A 17,132-nucleotide genomic window follows, 5' to 3' on the forward strand; every position below is an offset into this window, starting at 1 on the left:
GGATCGGAGGCAAGAATCGAATCCCACTTCCTCCGCCAGACGTCGAATTGTCCAGCCCGGAGACATGGGTAGCGGTTTGTACCTAAGACATGATGACAACCTCGTGCCCAGCGGGTTGTCGATTGGTTGCAAGGTCCTCTGTTCCAAGTCGATATATCCGAACTGCGAGGTCATCGATCACGAGCGCCCTGTTGCGTCAGGCTGACTTTGAAGTTCGGATAGATGACGTCCATTTCCTCTCGGAAGCGCTCCGCCGAACATCTCCATGGTCCTTTCAATGAGGCGATAGATAGCCAGGCTGCGCCGACTGTAGTCGCGGCCAATGGATGGAGGAAGTGATCGTTGATGACGGCCGGCCGCCCTGCATTCAGGCGGCTCGTCTTGTGGGCGGGGGTGACCCGGCTCAGCATGTTGGCGCTGGATCGCTCAACGCTTTCGTCACCCCGCCCAGTTCAGCCGGCGGTGCTCGGCAAAGGCGTGTTGAGCAGTTGCTGCTCCCAGAGGTACGCGATGCCGCTGCCAGCGGCGTGCTGCTTGAGCACTTCCGTCAGCTCGCCGACGTGCTCGGTACGCGCCCAGTCGCGCTGCCACTCCGATGCCAGCGCCAGCTAGGTCATCATGTTTGCGCCGGCCGCGATCATGCGTTGGATGGCGACCTCGTGCGCTTCGACCGACGTGCCGCCCGAGGCGTCGGCGATGACCGTGACGTCCCAGCCTTCGCCCAACGCCTGGATAACCGGCATAGCGACGCAGATCTCGGTCCACAGGCCGGCGATGATGAGCTGCTTGCGGCCGGTCGCCTTGACCGCGTTCACGACCTTCCTGTCTTCCCAGGTGTTGATGAACGTCCGGTCGCCATCGTCACAAAGGCGATATCGCTGACGCCGATCTTTTTCCTCGGCTTCTCGGAAGCCTCGATCGCCGTCTTTTCGACCATCTACCTTGGACATACGCTGCTTGTGCATTCAAACGTGCGGATTCCGTTCGGCCCCTTGAAGTGGCTGATCGCCAGCCCGCAGTTCCATCGCTGGCGCCATGCCAACCAGCGCGAAGCCTATGACAAGAACTTCGCCGGGCAGTTGCCTTTCCTCGACATGCTGTTCGGCACCTACAATCCCACCGGTGACAAGGTGCCGGACAAGTACGGCGTCGACGATCCGATCCCTTCCACCTATTTCGGTCAGATCGGCTATCCGCTCCTGCGCCGCAGGAAGCTGCCGAACCGGGCAGTGCCGAACACCGAAGCCTGACAGCTGGCCCGACGGTGCGGTATCCACCCCGATCCGCTTTCGGGCCGTAGAACGCCGAACCACGGGAAGGCTTTTCGCGTCGAATCGGCTAAACCCTGCGGCATGAACGAGACGTCTCTCTATGCGCCGGTGAAGCGGTTCCTCGAAAGCCTCGACTTTGTCGTCAAAGGCGAGATCGACGGCTGCGATGTTGTTGCATTGCGCGAGGGGGAGCCGCCGGTTGTCGTCATCTGCGAGTTGAAGCTGCAGTTCAATCTCGAACTGGTGCTGCAAGGTGTCGATCGCGCGGCGTCCTGCGACGAGGTGTGGCTGGCCGCGCGCATGTCGGCCCGCGGCAAGGGCCGCGAAAGCGACGCCAGATTTCGCAATCTCTGCCGCCGTCTTGGCTTCGGCCTGCTCGGTGTGACCGCGACGGACCGGGTCGAGGTGCTTCTCAGCCCGATCGCGCTGGCGCCGCGCAAGAATGCCCGCCGGCGCTCTCGCCTGGTCGACGAGCACCAGCGCCGTCGCGGCGATCCCGTTGTGGGAGGAGGATCGCGCAATCCGATCATGACGGCCTATCGCCAAAGCGCCCTCGCCTGCGCTGCGGCCATGGTGGACGGACCCAGGCGGCCGCGAGATCTGAAGGCGGTGACGCCGATGGCGCCGAAAATCCTGCAGCACAATGTTTATGGCTGGTTCGCGCGCGTCGACCGCGGCCTTTACGATCTCACCGATGCCGGCCGTGCCTCTTTGGTCCGTTGGCCGCAGGCGTCGCACGACGAATCCCGACACGCAATTTTGAACGCACCGGCCATATGATTGAAGATTCCGGCGGCGCTCGCGGCGGTCCTCTCGGTTGATTTCTCCGACAAAATATGTTGCTTGTCCCGCCCATGAAGAAGCTCTGCATGACCGCCTTGGCGTCAGTGACACTGAGTTTTCCAGCCAGCGCAATGGACAATGCATTGCGCGCCGGTCTGATGAAACTCGATCCCCAAACCCGTCTTGAACAGCGTTGCGATGCCGAAGTGCTCGACCGCATCACCCATGACGATCGCAAGTTCAAAGCCGATCGCGTCGTCGCCTACGCCTTCGCCACGCCCGAGATGGGTGCCGATGCAATCAAGAGCCCAGGTGCTGCGTTTCGCAGCAAGGGGCAGTGGTACCGGCTGAAATTCAAGTGCCAGACCGCGCCGGACCATATGGAAGTTTTGCAGCTCCGCTACCGGATCGGGGACGAGATTCCAGAAGCCGACTGGGCAAAGTACAATCTCTACGATTAATTTGTGATCTGCCATGGTTTGCCTGGCTGTCGGCGAGTGCCGCGAGCCTTGGATCCGGCTTGACGTGACGATGCTTCGGTGATGCAGCCACGCGTGATCCCTTGACGCCAGGGGACCACCAAGTTAGGGCCTCTGGATAATCGACGAACACTCGGCAAATCAGCAAGGGCTTCCTGTCGATGGACATTTTTTTCAGCGCTGCCAGTCTGACCGCCCTGCTGCAGGTCATCGCCATCGACCTCGTGCTGGCCGGCGACAATGCGATCGTCATCGGCCTCGCCGCGGCCGGCTTGCCCGCCGAACAACGCAAGAAGGCGATTCTTCTCGGCGTGGTGGCGGCAACGGTGCTGCGCATCGGGTTTGCCGCAATTACCGTCAAGCTGCTGGCGATCGTCGGCCTGCTGCTCGCCGGCGGCATCCTGCTGCTGTGGGTCTGCTGGAAGATGTACCGCGAGTTGCGTACGTCGCATGCCGATGAATTGGAAGCGACCGAGGCACTGTCGAATTCGGACCTCAACAGCGACCAGGCGGTCGCCGGCAAGACCAAGCGCAAGACCCTTGGCCAGGCTGCCTTGCAGATTGTCGTCGCCGACGTGTCGATGTCGCTCGACAACGTGCTGGCGGTGGCTGGAGCGGCGCGCGATCATTTTCCGGTGCTGGTCATCGGCCTTGTGTTGTCGATCGCCCTGATGGGGCTGGCCGCGACTTTCATTGCCAAGCTGCTGCATCGCCACCGCTGGATTGCCTATGTCGGCCTGCTGATCATTTTCTATGTGGCTGTGGACATGGTCTATCGTGGCGCGGTGGAGGTCTGGCCGCATGTAAACGGTGCGGTCGGCTGAGGCTGGCGGACATCGGCATCTTCACTCAGTGGAAGCAAGACCGCCGTGCGTTTTGCCGCATCGCGGGTCTGCCCATACCAATGCCGCAATAAGTGTGGTACTGCGCCGGCAATCCTGAAAAGCCCGGAAACGCTCTATGTCCGCTCCACGCGTGAGTTTTGTCAGTCTTGGATGCCCGAAGGCCCTTGTGGATTCGGAGCGCATCATCACGCGCCTGCGCGCCGAAGCTTACGAAATCGCCCGCAAGCATGACGGCGCCGACCTTGTCGTCGTCAACACTTGCGGCTTTCTCGATTCCGCTCGCGACGAGTCGCTCAACGCCATCGGCTCCGCGCTTTCGGAAAACGGCCGGGTGATCGTCACCGGTTGCCTGGGTGCCGAGCCGGACGTCATTCGCGAAAAGCACCCCAATGTGCTGGCGATCACCGGGCCGCAGGCCTATGAGAGCGTGATGGCTGCCGTGCATGAGGCTGCGCCGCCTTCGCACGACCCTTATGTCGATCTTTTGCCGCCGCAGGGTGTCAAGCTGACGCCGCGCCACTACGCCTATCTGAAAATTTCCGAAGGCTGCAACAACCGCTGTACCTTCTGCATCATTCCGGCACTGCGTGGCGACCTCGTCTCGCGGCCGGCGGCCGATGTGCTGCGCGAGGCCGAGAAACTGGCCAAGGCCGGGGTCAAGGAACTTCTGGTCATCTCGCAGGACACCAGCGCCTACGGCATCGACATCAAGTACCAGACGTCGATGTTCGGCGACCGTGAGGTGCGCGCAAAATTCCTCGATCTGTCCGAGGAACTGGGCAAGCTCAGCATCTGGGTGCGCATGCACTATGTCTACCCCTACCCGCATGTCGCCGACGTCATCCCGCTGATGGCAGAGGGCAAGATCCTCCCTTACCTGGATATCCCCTTCCAGCACGCTTCGCCGCAGGTGTTGAAGAACATGCGCCGGCCGGCACACGGCGAAAAGACGCTCGAGCGCATTCGCGGCTGGCGTGAGGTCTGCCCGGATCTGGCCATCCGCTCGACCTTCATCGTCGGCTTCCCCGGCGAGACGGACGACGATTTCGAGATGCTGCTCGACTGGCTCGACGAGGCCAAGATCGATCGCGCCGGCTGCTTCAAATACGAGCCGGTCCGGGGCGCCCGCTCCAACGATCTCGGTCTCGAACAGGTTCCCCAAGAGATCAAGGAGGCGCGCTGGCACCGCTTCATGCAGCGCCAGCAGAAGATTTCGGCAACGCAACTGGCCAGGAAGGTCGGCAAGCGCCTGCCGGTGCTGATCGACGAGGCGCACGGCACGTCGGCAAAGGGCCGCACCAAATACGACGCGCCCGAGATCGACGGCTCGGTGCACATCCAGTCGCGCCGCCCGCTGCGCCAAGGCGACATCGTCACCGTCAAGATCGACCGTGCCGATGCCTATGACCTCTATGGTTCGGCGGTCTGACGGTCCGTATTTACTACATCTGGCGATAATTCAGCCGTCTTAACCCGCGCAGCCGCGATCCGCTCTATGGTTTGTGGACCGTAGATGCGGGAAATGCGGATGAACACCAGACCTGCGGAACAAAATTACATCGCGACGCTGGACCTGCTCAGGCTGGCGGCAGCACTTGCCGTCGTGTTCTTCCACTATTTCTTTCGCGGCGCTGCCGCCGAAGGCTACCTTGCGCAAGGCTATCCGCTTGCCGCACCATTCGCCCTCTACGGCTATCTCGGCGTCAACCTGTTCTTCCTGATCAGCGGTTTCGTCATTGCCTGGTCGGCGGAAAACCGGAGCTGGGATCAGTTTGCGATCGCGCGGTTCGTTCGCCTCTATCCGGGTTTTCTGTTCTGCATGACGATCACCTTCGCGATTGTCTTCCTTGTCGGGTCGCCGCTGCTTTCGGCCTCTTTCGTTCAGTATGCCGCCAATCTGTCGATGTTCGCGCCGGCCTTCGGCCAGCCCTTCATGGACGGCGTCTACTGGTCGATCGTGCTTGAACTGGTGTTCTACGGATGGATCACGCTGGCCCTGTTCACTGGGCTCTTCCAGAAACGCAAGCTGGAGCTGATCTTCATCTGGCTGGCGATCTCGGCCTTGAACGAGTTCTTCATCGGCAGCGGCGGAGCCAGGCTGCTGTTCCTCACCGAGTTCGGCCCGTTCTTCGCCGCCGGCGTGCTGGTCCACCAAATCCATTCGCATGGCCGTTCTGTGCCGGCCCTGCTGCTGCTTGCCGCCGCGTTCCTGATCTCCTGCGGAACGCTATCGGTGACGCAGCACTGGATGCTTGGCCACTACGGCATTGCCGTTGCCTCGGCCAATCTCGTCGTCGCCAACGTCGTCATGCACGCGGCCTTGATCGGCGCGGTGCTGCTGCGCGACCGTGTCAGGGCATCGGGGCTCACTCTGGCGCTGGGCGGGCTGACCTATCCGCTCTATTTGCTGCACCAGGACATCGGCTATCTCGCCATCAATGCGGCAACGCCCCTTGTCGGCAAATGGATTGCCGCTCTTGGTTGCGTCGTGCTCATGCTTTTCATTTCGTGGGCGATCTGGCGCACCTGCGAACAACCGGTACAGCGGTTGCTCAGGTTTTGGCTCGGCCGCGCGGTCGATGCCGGACGAACGCGGTTTCGTCGCCCCTCTGCCGGCGCACAGCCCGCCGAATGAAGAAGGGCGCCTCGCGGCGCCCCTCCGTCTCATGTCTCGCGCTGCTTATTTCGGCAGCTTGTCGTCGACGCCTTTCACATAAAAATTCATGCCGAGCAGCGTGCCGTCGTCGGCGACTTCACCATCCTTCAGCCACGGCGTGCCGTCCTGCTTGGCAACCGGTCCGGTGAAGGGATTCCAGCCGCCGGCGATCTTCTTTTCGGTGGCTTCGGCCATCGCCTTCACGTCGTCGGGCATGTTGGTGTAGGCCGACATCTTGACGGCGCCGTCCTTGATGCCGAGCCAGACATTGTCCGGCTTCCAGGTGCCGTCGAGCGCGGCCTGGACGCGGCTGATGTAATAGGGACCCCATTCGTCGGTGAGCGAGGTCAACTGCGCGTTCGGCGCGAACTTGATCATGTCTGAGGACTGGCCGAAGCCTTTCAGCTTGCGCTCCTCGGCCACCTGCAGGGCAGCGGTGGAATCGGTGTGCTGGACGATGATGTCGGCGCCCTGGTCGAACAGCGCCTTGGCAGCGTCGGCTTCCTTGCCCGGATCGAACCAGGAGTTCACCCAGACGATCTTGGCCTTGAAATTCGGGTTGATCGACTGCGCGCCGAGCATGAAGGAGTTGATGCCCATCACCACTTCGGGGATCGGGAAGGAAACGATATAGCCGGCGACCCCTGCCTTCGATTCCTTGGCGGCGATCTGGCCAAGAATGTAGCGGCCTTCGTAGAAGCGCGCATTGTAGATGCCGAGATTGTCAGCGGTCTTGTAACCGGTGGCGTGCTCGAACATCACTTTCGGGAATTTCTTGGCGACCTTCACTTCCGGGTCCATGAAGCCGAAGGAGGTGCCGAAGATGATCTTGCAGCCTTCGCGTGCCAGGCGCTCGAAAGCACGGTCGGCATCGGGGCCTTCCGAGACGTTTTCGAGATAGGCGGTCTCGACCTTGTCACCGAGCGCCTTCTCCACCTCGAGACGGCCCTGGTCGTGCTGGTAGGAGTAGCCGAAGTCGCCGATCGGGCCGGTGTAGACCCAGCAGGCCTTCAGCTTGTCCGCGGCCTCGGCCGTCGCTGCCAGCGACATGGCGGCGGTCGTGGTCATCAGGGCAATAAGCAGTTTTTTCATCGTGTTACCTCTCTGAGTTAAGCCTTGGAGCTTCCCGTTTGTTTTTATTGTCAACGATCCGGAACGAATGGCTGCCCCAAGGAAGCCGGCGTGTTCATCATCGTCAGACGCTTGTTGCGCGAGATTAGAACGAGAACCACGACGGTTGCCAGATAGGGCAGCGAAGAAAGGAACTGCGAGGGCACTGGAATGCCAAAAGCCTGTGCATGAAGCTGGCCGATCCACACCGCGCCGAAGATGTAGGCGCCGGCCAGCACCCGCCATGGCCGCCAGGAGGCGAACACCACCAGCGCCAGCGCGATCCAGCCGCGGCCGGCACTCATGTTCTCCACCCATTGCGGCGTGTAGACCAGTGAGAGATGGCCGCCGGCGAGACCGGCACAGGCGCCGCCGAAGATGACCGCGAGGTAGCGATAGCGGATCACCTTGATGCCAAGCGCATGCGCCGAGGTGTGGCTGTCGCCGATCGAACGCAGCGTCAGTCCGGTCCTTGTCTTGAACAGGAACCACATGACGGCCGCGGTGAGCGCAATCGAGATGTAGAAGATCGGATCCTGCCCGAACAGCAGCCTGCCGACCACAGGGATTTCCGTCAGGCCGGGAATGTAGAGGTTGGGCAGCCTTTCGCCGGGCTGGCCGACGAAGCTGGTGCCCATCATGCCGGACAGGCCGAGGCCGAGCAGCGTCAGCGACAGGCCGGTCGCCACCTGGTTGGTGGCCAGCGACAGCGTCATGACGGCAAACAGCAGCGAGAACACCGCGCCCATGGCGATGGCCGCCAGAAGGCCGATCCAGGGTGATCCGGTGAGATAGGTTGCGCCGAAGCCGCCGACGGCGCCCATGATCATCATGCCTTCGACGCCGAGATTGAGCACGCCGGAGCGCTCGACCACCAGTTCGCCGATTGCCGCGATCAACAGCGGCGTCGCCGCGGTGGCGATGGTCAGAAGGATGTTTACGGTGATGTCCATCAACGGGCTTCCTTCAGCTTCGGTGCGGCTTCGCGTTTCGCGGCACCTTCCGGTCTGGTCAGCGCCAGGCCGACCAGGCGAATGCGGTAGTGGATGAGCGTGTCGCAGCCGAGCACGAAGAACAGCAGCATGCCTTGGAACACCCGCGCCACCTTGTCGGAGATGCCGAGCGCGCTCTGCACCGCTTCGCCGCCGAGATAGGTCAGCGCCAGCACCAGACCGGCGGCAACGATGCCGAGCGGGTTGAGGCGGCCAAGGAACGCCACGATGATGGCGGTGAAGCCATAGCCGGGCGAAATGACAGGCTGCAACTGCCCGATGGCGCCCGAGACCTCGGAGATGCCGGCAAGACCCGCCAGGGCACCCGACAGCAGGAAGGCGAAAAACACCATGCGGTTGAGGCCGAAGCCGGCGAAGCGCCCTGCCCGCGGGCTTGAGCCCAGCACGCGCACCTCAAAACCCTTCAGCATGCGGCTCATCAGGATCCAGACCAGCACCGCGGCGATCAGCGCGAAGACAAAACCCCAGTTTGCCCGCCCGGCATCCGGCATCAGCTCCGGCAACACGGCCGAATCGTTGAACTGGATGGTCTGCGGGAAACCATGACCCTGCGGATCGCGCCAGGGTCCGCGCACCAGCCAGTCGAGGAAGAGCTGCGCGACATAGACCAGCATCAGGCTGGTCAGGATCTCGTTGGTGCCGAAGCGCGTCTTGAGCAGAGCCGGGATCGCGGCATAGGCCGCGCCGCCGACCATGCCGAGCAAAAGCATCAGCGGCAGCACCAGCGGACCTTCGAACTGCGGAAACAGCACCGGAATCATCGAACCGGCAATGCCGCCGAGGATGAACTGGCCTTCGGCGCCGATGTTCCAAATGTTGGCCTTGTAGCAGACCGACAGGCCGACAGCGATCAGGATGAGCGGCGCTGCCTTGATCGCCAACTCATGCAACTGCCAGACCTGGCTGATCGGCTCGATGAAATAGATATTGAACGCGGTCAGCGGATTGACGCCGAGCAGCGCGAACATGACGGCGCCGGCAATGATGGTCAGCGCAAAGGCGATGAACGGCGACAGGGCCGAAAACAGCATGGAACGCTGCGGGCGTTTGACTAGTTCGAGGCGCATCATGCCGTCTCCAGCGTGTGTTCGGCGTGGCCTGGTTCGGCGCCGCCCATCAGCAAGCCAACCTTCTCGAAGGTCGCCTCGGCGATCGGCATCGGCTTCGACAGCTCGCCATTGTGCATGACCGCGATCGCATCCGATATCTCGAACAGCTCGTCGAGATCCTGGCTGATCACCAGCACCGCCGATCCGCTGCGCGACAGCTCGATCAAGGCCTGGCGGATGTGGGCGGCAGCGCCCGCGTCGACGCCCCAGGTCGGCTGGTTCACCACCATGACGCTCGGCCGGCGGTCGAGTTCACGGCCGACGATGAATTTCTGCAGATTGCCACCCGAAAGGGCCGCAGCCTCCGGATCCGGCGCACTCTTGCGCACATCCATCGCCTCGATGATGCGCTGGGAGGCGGCTTGGATGGCACCGCTCTTCACCATCCCGCCGGAACCGACGAACGCCTTGCCGTCGGTGGCATGGCGCGACAGCAGCAGGTTTTCAGAAAGCTTCATGCGCGGTGCCGCACCGTGGCCGAGGCGCTCCTCCGGCACGAAGGCGGCGCCCAGCAGTCGGCGTCCGGTGATGCTAAGGCCTCCCGCATCCTTGCCACGAATGCGCACCGAGGCGGCATTCTGCTGCAGCACTTCGCCTGAAACGGATTCGAAGAACTCGCCCTGGCCGTTGCCAGCGACGCCGGCGATGCCGATCACCTCGCCAGCGCGGACGTTCAGGTTGATGCCCTTGAGCGGTATCGAGAACGGCGTTGCCGGTTTGCGATTGAGATTGCGGATTTCGAGCAGCGGTGGCGCCTTGTCGATGCCCTCGACCGGCGCGCGCACCACGGCCTGCACCTCGTTGCCGACCATCATGCGAGCCAGCGAGGAGGCTGTTTCCTCACGCGGATTGCAGTGGCCGACCACCTTGCCGTGACGCAGCACCGTGGCGCGGTCGCAGATGCGTTTGACCTCTTCGAGCCGGTGCGAGATGTAGAGGATGGATTTGCCTTCCGAACGCAAACGCTCCAGCGTCTCGAACAGCTTGTCGGCTTCCTGCGGCGTCAGCACCGAGGTCGGCTCGTCCAAAATGATGAGCTGCGGCGTCTGCAACAGGCAGCGGATGATCTCGATGCGCTGGCGCTCGCCCACCGACAGGTCGCCGACCAGCGAGTCAGGATCGAGCGGCAGGCCGTAGCTGAAGGAAAGCGCCCTCGCCTTCGCAGCGATGCTGTTGATCGGCGAGCCGTCGTCCAGCGACAGGGCAATGTTTTCGGCCGCGGTCAGCGCCTCGAACAGCGAGAAGTGCTGGAATACCATGCCGATGCCGAGTTTTTTCGCGACGCCGGGGCTGGAAATCCTGACGGGCTGGCCGTTCCAGAATATCTCGCCGGAATTGGGCTCCAGCGAGCCGAACAGCATCTTGACCAGCGTCGACTTGCCGGCACCGTTTTCGCCGAGCAAGGCGTGGATCTCACCCCTGGCGATGTCGAGATCGATGTGATCGCACGCCGTCAGCGTGCCGAATATCTTGGTGAGGCCACGCACCTCAAGCAGGTTCGTGCCGTCGTGATTTGCACTCACAGTGCCTCCCATCTGGTTAGCCAGACATGTTCTGTGTTCCCGCAGGCATGGTAGGCGCGGCCGGCTCTCATCGGAAAGCGGCACGCGTCTTGAAAGAGCTTCAAGAATTTCAGCGGAAATTCAAGGGATAGCAAGGCAGAACGGACTAAGGGATGAGAATGGTCGTCCCTGTCGTCCTGCGGCCCTCGAGGTCGGAATGCGCCTTGCCGGCATCCTTAAGCGAGTAGCGCTGGTTGATCTTGATTTCGACCGCGCCGCTGAGCACGACCTCGAACAGAGCGGCGGCAGAAGCATCGAGGTCCTCGCGTTTTGCGTTGTAGACGAACAGTGTCGGCCTTGTTGCGAACAGCGAGCCCTTCTGGGCCAGCAATGACATGCTGAACGGCGGTAAGGGTCCCGATGACTGGCCAAAGCTGACGAACATGCCAAGCGGCCGCAGGCAGTCGAGTGAAGCCGGAAATGTGTCGTTGCCGACCGAATCGTAGACGACATCGCATTTTTTGCCGCCGGTGATGGCGGCGACGCCGGCAACGAAATCCTGTTCCTTGTAGTTGATGACATGGTCGAAACCATGCGCCCTGGCGAGCTCGATCTTGTCGGACGAGCTGGCGGTGCCGATGACGGTCGCGCCGAGGTGTTTTGCCCATTGGCCGAGGATCAGCCCGACGCCGCCGGCCGCGGCGTGGAACAGGATCGTGTCGCCTGCCTTCACCTTGAACGTCCGGCGCAGCAGATATTCCGCCGTCATGCCCTTCAGCATCATCGCGGCGGCCTGTTCGTCGCTGATGCCATCCGGAACCTTGACGACCCGGCTGGCATCGATGACGCGCTCTTGCGCATAAGCCCCCGTCGTCACCGCATAGGCGATGCGATCGCCCGGATTCAGCCAGTCGACGCCCTGGCCGACCTCCAGCACCATGCCGGCGGCTTCGCTGCCTGGCACGAGCGGGAAGCCGCCGGGCGGCGGATAGAGGCCAGAGCGATGATAGACATCGATGAAATTGAGGCCGATCGCGGTGTGCCGGACCAGGATCTGCCCGGATCCCGGCTGACCGAGGTCGGCGTCCTCGTAGGTCAGGACTTCCGGGCCGCCGTTGGCGTGAATGCGGATCGCTTTGGACATTGCTAGGCTTCCTGTGGGGCTAGGCTCTCTGTGGGAGTGGCTGATCAGGCCTTTTTGGCACCGAGATTGGGAAAGAACTGCATGATGCCACCGATGCAGGCAAGGTAAAGCCCGGTGATGGTGATGCCGATCTTGGTGAAGGTGCTGACCTGCTCGCCCAGCACGCCGATCTGATCGTAGAAGGCAGCGAGTGCCGCCTGGGCCAGGGCAAGCGCGCCGAAAGCGCACCACAAGAGAGTCATCCCAAGGTTGATGCGCCGCAGCCGCACCACCCGCACCGGGTGGATGAAGTTGATCGGTACGAAAGTCAGGACGCCGGCCACCACTACCACCGCAAACGAAACCCATTGTCCGGGCTCGATGACGAACAGGGTGAACACCACCATGTTCCAGACCACGGGGAACCCCTTGAAGAAATTCTCCTTCGTCTTCATGCCGGTGTCGGCATAGTAGATGGCGCTGGAGACGACGATGATCGCCGCAGACAGGAATGACAGGCCCTCGCCCATGAAGCCGCGCTGATAGAGCGCGAAGGCCGGGATCAGCACGTAGGTCACGTAGTCGATGATGTTGTCGAGCAGTTCGCCCGACCAAGTCGGCAGGATTTCCTTGACCTCGAGCTTCCGCGCGATCGGCCCATCGATGCCGTCGACGAACAATGCCAGCCCGAGCCACCAGAACATCGCCGTCCAGCGCTCTTCGCTTGCCGCTACCAGCGACAGGAAGGCCAGGAACGACCCCGAGGCGGTCAAGAGGTGGACGGAGAACGCCCTCGCCTGTGGCCAGGTGACCTTCTTTTTCGGGCGCGGAATCCGGTCCGTGATCTTTTTGGCGGCTTTTCGGGCCGTTGTGTTCTTGCTCACGGGCCCCGCCAATCCAGCTTGCAGATTTCGGCCGAACGGCCGGCGAAATTCCAGTTGCGGCCGAAAGCCCGCATCTTGCTCTTGTCGGACCTTGCCACGATGATCTCAGGCGCGATCCAGTATTCCGAATTGCTGATCACCGTATCCTTGTCGCGATCCTTGCCGGGGATGGGTGTCACCGCCCCGTCGATGATCCTCGGTATCTGGAAGATACGCGTCTTGTCACGCGTCTCATAGGTGATCGGCACTTGTTCGACGCCGAGGAATTTGCCGACCAGGATGGAGAGCAGCGATGTGGTTCCGCCTGCCTTGCCCGTGAAGATCTTTGTCAGCGCCTTGACCGCGTAGACCGAGGCTCGGCTGTCGATGAACAGGCCGGCGGTCCAGTTCCCGCGACTCATGTAGCCGGGGATTTCCATGATCAGCCCGAGCTTGAGGCCGGACAGATCGACCTCACCGAAATGGCCGGCATCGATGCGAAACCCCGCCCAGGTCTGGCAATAGCGTTCGGTCGGCGGATGATTGCCAAGCGATAGCACGCAAGGGCAAAAAACCGTGCAATTGCAGGAGAGTACGAGCTCTCCCTTCATTGCCCAGCTCTGGTCTGCCATCGATTTTCCCCCACTCACAGCGAGACTACTAGCAGCGCGGCTGCCCAGACAAGCAGTATCGCACCGGCCAGCCGGGTTGGAACCCTGCTGGCGGTTTGTTTTTCGATCAGGGTGAACAGCCCGATCAACGCCATCCAGAAAATGTTCATGACGCCAACGGCGAACATCACCAGCATCAAGGCCCAGCAGCAGCCGAGACACCACAGACCTTGCGCGACACCGAGCCGAAAGATGTTAAGGGGCCTCGCGCTCCAGTTCGAAAACAGGACCGAGAACGGGTTCTTGCATTTCTTCAGGCAAGCCTCCTTCAGGCCGCTGAACTGGTAGAGGCCGGCAATCAGGAGAGCGAGCGCACCGGCAACGCCGATGACCGGATCGAGCATCCCGGCTGACGAGGCGAATGCATGGGCGGCCAAGGTCAGCGCCGCGAACATCATTGAAGCGGCGAGCCAGACGCTGAGATAGCCGGCGACCAGCACCAGCGGGTGAACGACCGGTTCGCCCTTGATGCGAGCCGTGTCGGCGATCTCGCAATAGGTGCGGATCATCGGCGCGGCCGAAGGCAGCATCGTCGCAATCGCCATCAGGAGCCACATGAAAACGAGCGCGCCGGCCTGCAAGCCGAGACTTGCGTCCAAAGGCACCGGTGAGAGGCACAGCACAAAGAACCGTTCCAGGAAATCGGGCAGCGGCAGTTGCGGCAGGCTGCGCAGGATCGTGTCGCCAGGGGCGTTGATGCCCGCAATCCCTGTTTCAGCCCCGCGGATCGCCATCGCCGCAAGAGACAGCCAGGCCAGCAGGATGCAAGCGCCGACAACGACGTTTACCATGACGCGAGGACTGCGCGCGATGCCGGCCATGGCGCGGCCGGCGCGGTCGAGATGGCTGAAGTCGTCCTGCTGGCCGGTCATGACATCCGAATGGGCCGAATCGCCGCGTTGATCAAGCGGCAGATCTGACCTATATGCTCATCGAACGGCAGGTCGGGTGGACCGCCTCGCATTGCAAGCCGGAAGCCGATCTTGGAGCATCAGCAAACTGCGCGGATACTGGTTGCCGGCACTGGGCCGGCAGGGCTGATCGCGGCGCTCGGTTTTGCCGCCGAAGGTTTCCCGGTGACACTGGTCGGGCCGGAGGCCACCGCCCCCGATGGCCGCACGACGGCTCTGATGAACCCTGCCTTGAAAGTGCTCGACCGGCTTGGCGTGCTCGAAGCCGCCAAATCCAAGGCGGCGCCCCTGAAAGTGATGCGCATCGTCGACGCCACCAGCCGGCTGATCCGCAGCCCGGTCGTCACCTTCCGTGCCAGCGAAATCGACGAGGACCAATTCGGGCTGAACCTTCCCAACAGCGTCCTTAACCCGGCACTCGCCAGTGCCGTTGCCGCGCATGCCGGCATCGACCGGCTGAGGCCGATGGTGGCGAACTGGCGTCTCGATGCCGAGCACGCCCGTGCCGTCCTGACCGACGGCAGCACGGTCGACGCAGCGCTGGCGGTCGCCGCCGACGGGCGGTTGTCACCGGCGCGCCAGGCGGCCGGCATCTCGACCTCGGCCCGGTCCTACCCGCAGGCAGCTCTCGTCCTCAATTTCGGCCATAGCGGCGACCATGCCTTCACCTCGACCGAATTCCACACCGAGACCGGTCCGTTCACGCAGGTCCCCCTGCCCGGCAATCGCTCCAGCCTAGTCTGGGTGGTCAAGCCCGAGACCGCGACCGACCTCGCCGCACTGGACGATGCGACGCTTTCTCAGCGGGTCGAACAGCAGATGCAGTCGATGCTGGGCCGGGTGACGGTCGAGCCGGGCAGGCAGATCTATCCGCTTTCGGCGGTGACGCCACTGCGTTTCGCCCGAGATCGGGTGGCGCTGGTCGGCGAAGCCGCCCATGTGTTTCCCCCGATTGGTGCGCAAGGCCTCAATCTAGGCATCAGGGACGTCGACGATCTAATTGGAATCGCTCGTGAAAATAGAGCCGATCCAGGTACAGCCAAGGCGCTTGCAGCCTACGATTTCAAGCGCCGCCCCGATATTCTGGCGCGCAGCAGCGCGGTCAACCTGCTCAACATGTCGCTGCTTTCCGACATGCTGCCGGCGCAGATGGCCCGCGTTGCCGGGCTCGGTGTGCTCGGAGGCTTCGCGCCGCTTCGGGCTTTTTTCATGCGCGAGGGACTTCGTCCCGGCAGCGGTTTTGCCGCGCTTGCTGGCGGGTTAGGGAAACAGGTCCGGCGCTAGGATATTGTGCCGGATCAGGTAGAGCAGCCCGGTGACGGTCACGACCGACAGGCAGGTTGTGATCAGCACACTGGCCGACGCGCGCTGTACCCAGACGCCATACTGCTGGGCGATGACGAAGACGTTGGTGGCGGTCGGCAATGCCGCCAGAAGCACCGCCGAGAAGACCCATGTCTCAGAAAAATTGCCGATCCAGCTCAGCACGACATAGCAGAGCAACGGGTGCAGGATCAGTTTCAGCGCCGCAATCGGAACCATCTCATGCGGGACGCGATTGAGCGGCCTGAGCGCCAGGGTGACGCCCATGGCAAACAGCGCGCAAGGTGCGGCCGCCCGGGAAAGATATTCCAGAAGTCGCTCCACCGGCACGGGCGGTCGAAAGCCGATATAGGCGGCGCCGACACCCAGGGCGGTTGCGATGATGAACGGGTGCAGCACGATCTTGCGCACGACACCCAGCGCAAGCCGGAGAGGAGTGGTCTTCTCGTCGCCCGACAGCGCCATCATCATGGGTGCGAGGGCGAAATGCATGATGTTCTCGAAACAGAAGATCAGGGCGACCGGCACAGCCGCCTCCTCGCCGAAGGCCAGCAATGCCAGCCCCGGTCCCATATAGCCGATATTGCCATAGGCGGCCGCGAGCGCCTTGATGGTCGATTGCGCTATCTCGCCGCGCGAGGTCAGCACCGACCCCATGAACATCAAGGAAAATATCATGAAGGTGGAGACGACCGAACCGAAGATGAAGCGCCATTCCGTCAGGTCTTCGAACGGCGTCCTGGCAAGCAGTTGGAAGAAAAGGGCCGGCAGCGCGACATAGACGATGAACGTGTTCATCCAGCCGAGCGCCTCCAGCGGCTGCCTGGTGATGCGCGCCACCAGAAACCCGACAAAAATCAAGCCGAAGAACGGAAGAACAAGACCGATGACGTCAGACATTTTTATGCTGGTCCGAAACCTTGGCGCCGGGCTACCCCGTTGCTTGATAGGGCGTCAAGCGCCTCGGGATTGAATTGATGCGCGGTCTGCGCCAAATAAGCCCAAGGAATTCAGTGGTGAGTACGATGAAAACAGCCAAATTCGCAATCGGACAGGTGGTTCGCCACCGGCTGTTTCCATTCAGGGGCATTATTTTCGACGTCGACCCGCAATTCGCCAACACCGACGAATGGTACGAAGCCATCCCCGCCGACGTTCGGCCGCGCAAGGATCAGCCTTTCTATCATCTGCTCGCCGAGAATTCGGAGACCGAATACATCGCCTACGTCTCCGAGCAGAATCTGCTTGAGGATCAGTCGGGTGAGCCGGTCCGGCATCCGCAGATCAAGGAGATGTTCGACAAGAGGCCGGACGGCGGCTACCAGCCGAAACGGCAGTCAAGGCACTAACCCGCGGAGAGACGGGCACAAGAAAAGCGGGGCATGACCCTAATGCAGTTCACTTAGGCACCTTCAGTGTTCTGACAGGATATTTGGCTGGTAGCTTTTTGACGACACGGGGGCATGATCGCCC

At 62.2% G+C, this 17,132-nt stretch carries 16 protein-coding genes and 2 pseudogenes; 8 read left to right on the top strand and 10 right to left on the bottom strand.

Going from position 1 to position 17,132, the window contains the following annotated elements; genetic code table 11:
* Nucleotides 1-452: 452 nt before the first annotated feature.
* A pseudogene (locus tag NKJ00_RS18715) lies at nucleotides 453-854 on the bottom strand (isochorismatase family protein); the annotation flags it as partial.
* Between NKJ00_RS18715 and NKJ00_RS18720 the strand changes: the two are divergent.
* From NKJ00_RS18720 to NKJ00_RS18745, 6 genes and pseudogenes are all read left to right on the top strand, one after another.
* Nucleotides 855-1,250 (top strand): annotated as a pseudogene (locus NKJ00_RS18720) (sterol desaturase family protein); the annotation flags it as partial.
* 102 nt (nucleotides 1,251-1,352) lie between these two features.
* Nucleotides 1,353-2,051, top strand: a complete 699-nt coding sequence (locus NKJ00_RS18725; protein WP_352630727.1) for a DUF2161 domain-containing phosphodiesterase — start codon at nucleotides 1,353-1,355, stop codon at nucleotides 2,049-2,051.
* Nucleotides 2,052-2,107: 56 nt separating this feature from the next.
* Nucleotides 2,108-2,515 carry a DUF930 domain-containing protein gene (locus NKJ00_RS18730; RefSeq protein WP_032909322.1) on the top strand — a complete coding sequence of 136 codons (408 nt, stop codon included), beginning with the start codon at nucleotides 2,108-2,110 and terminating at the stop codon, nucleotides 2,513-2,515.
* 179 nt (nucleotides 2,516-2,694) lie between these two features.
* The gene (locus NKJ00_RS18735) at nucleotides 2,695-3,357 is read left to right on the top strand and encodes a TerC family protein (protein WP_023811892.1); all 663 of its coding nucleotides are present in this window, start codon (nucleotides 2,695-2,697) and stop codon (nucleotides 3,355-3,357) included.
* A gap of 136 nt (nucleotides 3,358-3,493) precedes the next feature.
* A complete protein-coding gene (gene rimO, locus NKJ00_RS18740) occupies nucleotides 3,494-4,807 on the top strand; it encodes a 30S ribosomal protein S12 methylthiotransferase RimO (protein ID WP_352630730.1) in 1,314 nt (437 codons plus the stop codon).
* A gap of 99 nt (nucleotides 4,808-4,906) precedes the next feature.
* Entirely contained in the window at nucleotides 4,907-6,013 is a 1,107-nt protein-coding gene (locus NKJ00_RS18745) for an acyltransferase family protein (protein WP_128305839.1), read from the top strand.
* 45 nt (nucleotides 6,014-6,058) lie between these two features.
* Here the strand turns inward: NKJ00_RS18745 and NKJ00_RS18750 are convergent, their stop codons facing one another.
* The 8 genes from NKJ00_RS18750 to NKJ00_RS18785 form a co-directional block, all read right to left on the bottom strand.
* Entirely contained in the window at nucleotides 6,059-7,126 is a 1,068-nt protein-coding gene (locus tag NKJ00_RS18750; protein ID WP_023811889.1) for a BMP family ABC transporter substrate-binding protein, read from the bottom strand.
* 50 nt (nucleotides 7,127-7,176) lie between these two features.
* On the bottom strand, nucleotides 7,177-8,097 hold the full coding sequence (locus NKJ00_RS18755) for an ABC transporter permease (RefSeq protein WP_031213469.1): 921 nt from the start codon (nucleotides 8,095-8,097) through the stop codon (nucleotides 7,177-7,179).
* Nucleotides 8,097-9,227, bottom strand: coding sequence for an ABC transporter permease (locus NKJ00_RS18760; RefSeq protein ID WP_352630733.1), 1,131 nt, complete (start codon nucleotides 9,225-9,227; stop codon nucleotides 8,097-8,099). The genes NKJ00_RS18755 and NKJ00_RS18760 overlap by 1 nt, the downstream gene beginning before the upstream one ends.
* The gene (locus NKJ00_RS18765) at nucleotides 9,224-10,801 is read right to left on the bottom strand and encodes an ABC transporter ATP-binding protein (RefSeq protein ID WP_352630735.1); all 1,578 of its coding nucleotides are present in this window, start codon (nucleotides 10,799-10,801) and stop codon (nucleotides 9,224-9,226) included. The genes NKJ00_RS18760 and NKJ00_RS18765 overlap by 4 nt, the downstream gene beginning before the upstream one ends.
* 133 nt (nucleotides 10,802-10,934) lie before the next feature.
* Complete coding sequence (locus NKJ00_RS18770; protein ID WP_352630738.1) at nucleotides 10,935-11,912, bottom strand: quinone oxidoreductase family protein; 978 nt, start codon at nucleotides 11,910-11,912, stop codon at nucleotides 10,935-10,937.
* A 44-nt stretch (nucleotides 11,913-11,956) separates the two neighbouring features.
* Complete coding sequence (pcsA, locus tag NKJ00_RS18775; protein WP_023811884.1) at nucleotides 11,957-12,775, bottom strand: phosphatidylcholine synthase; 819 nt, start codon at nucleotides 12,773-12,775, stop codon at nucleotides 11,957-11,959.
* Complete coding sequence (locus tag NKJ00_RS18780; RefSeq protein WP_352630740.1) at nucleotides 12,772-13,386, bottom strand: DUF1326 domain-containing protein; 615 nt, start codon at nucleotides 13,384-13,386, stop codon at nucleotides 12,772-12,774. Before NKJ00_RS18780 ends, pcsA begins: the two co-directional genes overlap by 4 nt.
* A gap of 14 nt (nucleotides 13,387-13,400) precedes the next feature.
* On the bottom strand, nucleotides 13,401-14,297 hold the full coding sequence (locus NKJ00_RS18785) for a DUF2182 domain-containing protein (protein ID WP_352630742.1): 897 nt from the start codon (nucleotides 14,295-14,297) through the stop codon (nucleotides 13,401-13,403).
* A gap of 111 nt (nucleotides 14,298-14,408) precedes the next feature.
* Between NKJ00_RS18785 and NKJ00_RS18790 the strand changes: the two genes are divergently transcribed.
* A complete protein-coding gene (locus NKJ00_RS18790) occupies nucleotides 14,409-15,620 on the top strand; it encodes a UbiH/UbiF family hydroxylase (RefSeq protein WP_352630744.1) in 1,212 nt (403 codons plus the stop codon).
* On the opposite strand, the gene NKJ00_RS18795 is transcribed toward NKJ00_RS18790, so the two are convergent.
* Nucleotides 15,597-16,559 carry an AEC family transporter gene (locus NKJ00_RS18795; RefSeq protein ID WP_352630746.1) on the bottom strand — a complete coding sequence of 321 codons (963 nt, stop codon included), beginning with the start codon at nucleotides 16,557-16,559 and terminating at the stop codon, nucleotides 15,597-15,599. The two genes, NKJ00_RS18790 and NKJ00_RS18795, sit on opposite strands and share 24 nt — an antisense overlap.
* A gap of 125 nt (nucleotides 16,560-16,684) precedes the next feature.
* Here NKJ00_RS18795 and hspQ point away from each other — a divergent pair, with 125 nt between their 5' ends.
* Nucleotides 16,685-17,008 (top strand): heat shock protein HspQ, encoded by a 324-nt coding sequence (gene hspQ, locus NKJ00_RS18800; protein ID WP_023811879.1) that lies wholly within the window; start codon nucleotides 16,685-16,687, stop codon nucleotides 17,006-17,008.
* Nucleotides 17,009-17,132: the final 124 nt, after the last annotated feature.

Source organism: Mesorhizobium sp. M0227 (assembly GCF_040321855.1).
In the GTDB taxonomy this organism is placed as follows: Bacteria; Pseudomonadota; Alphaproteobacteria; order Rhizobiales; family Rhizobiaceae; genus Mesorhizobium.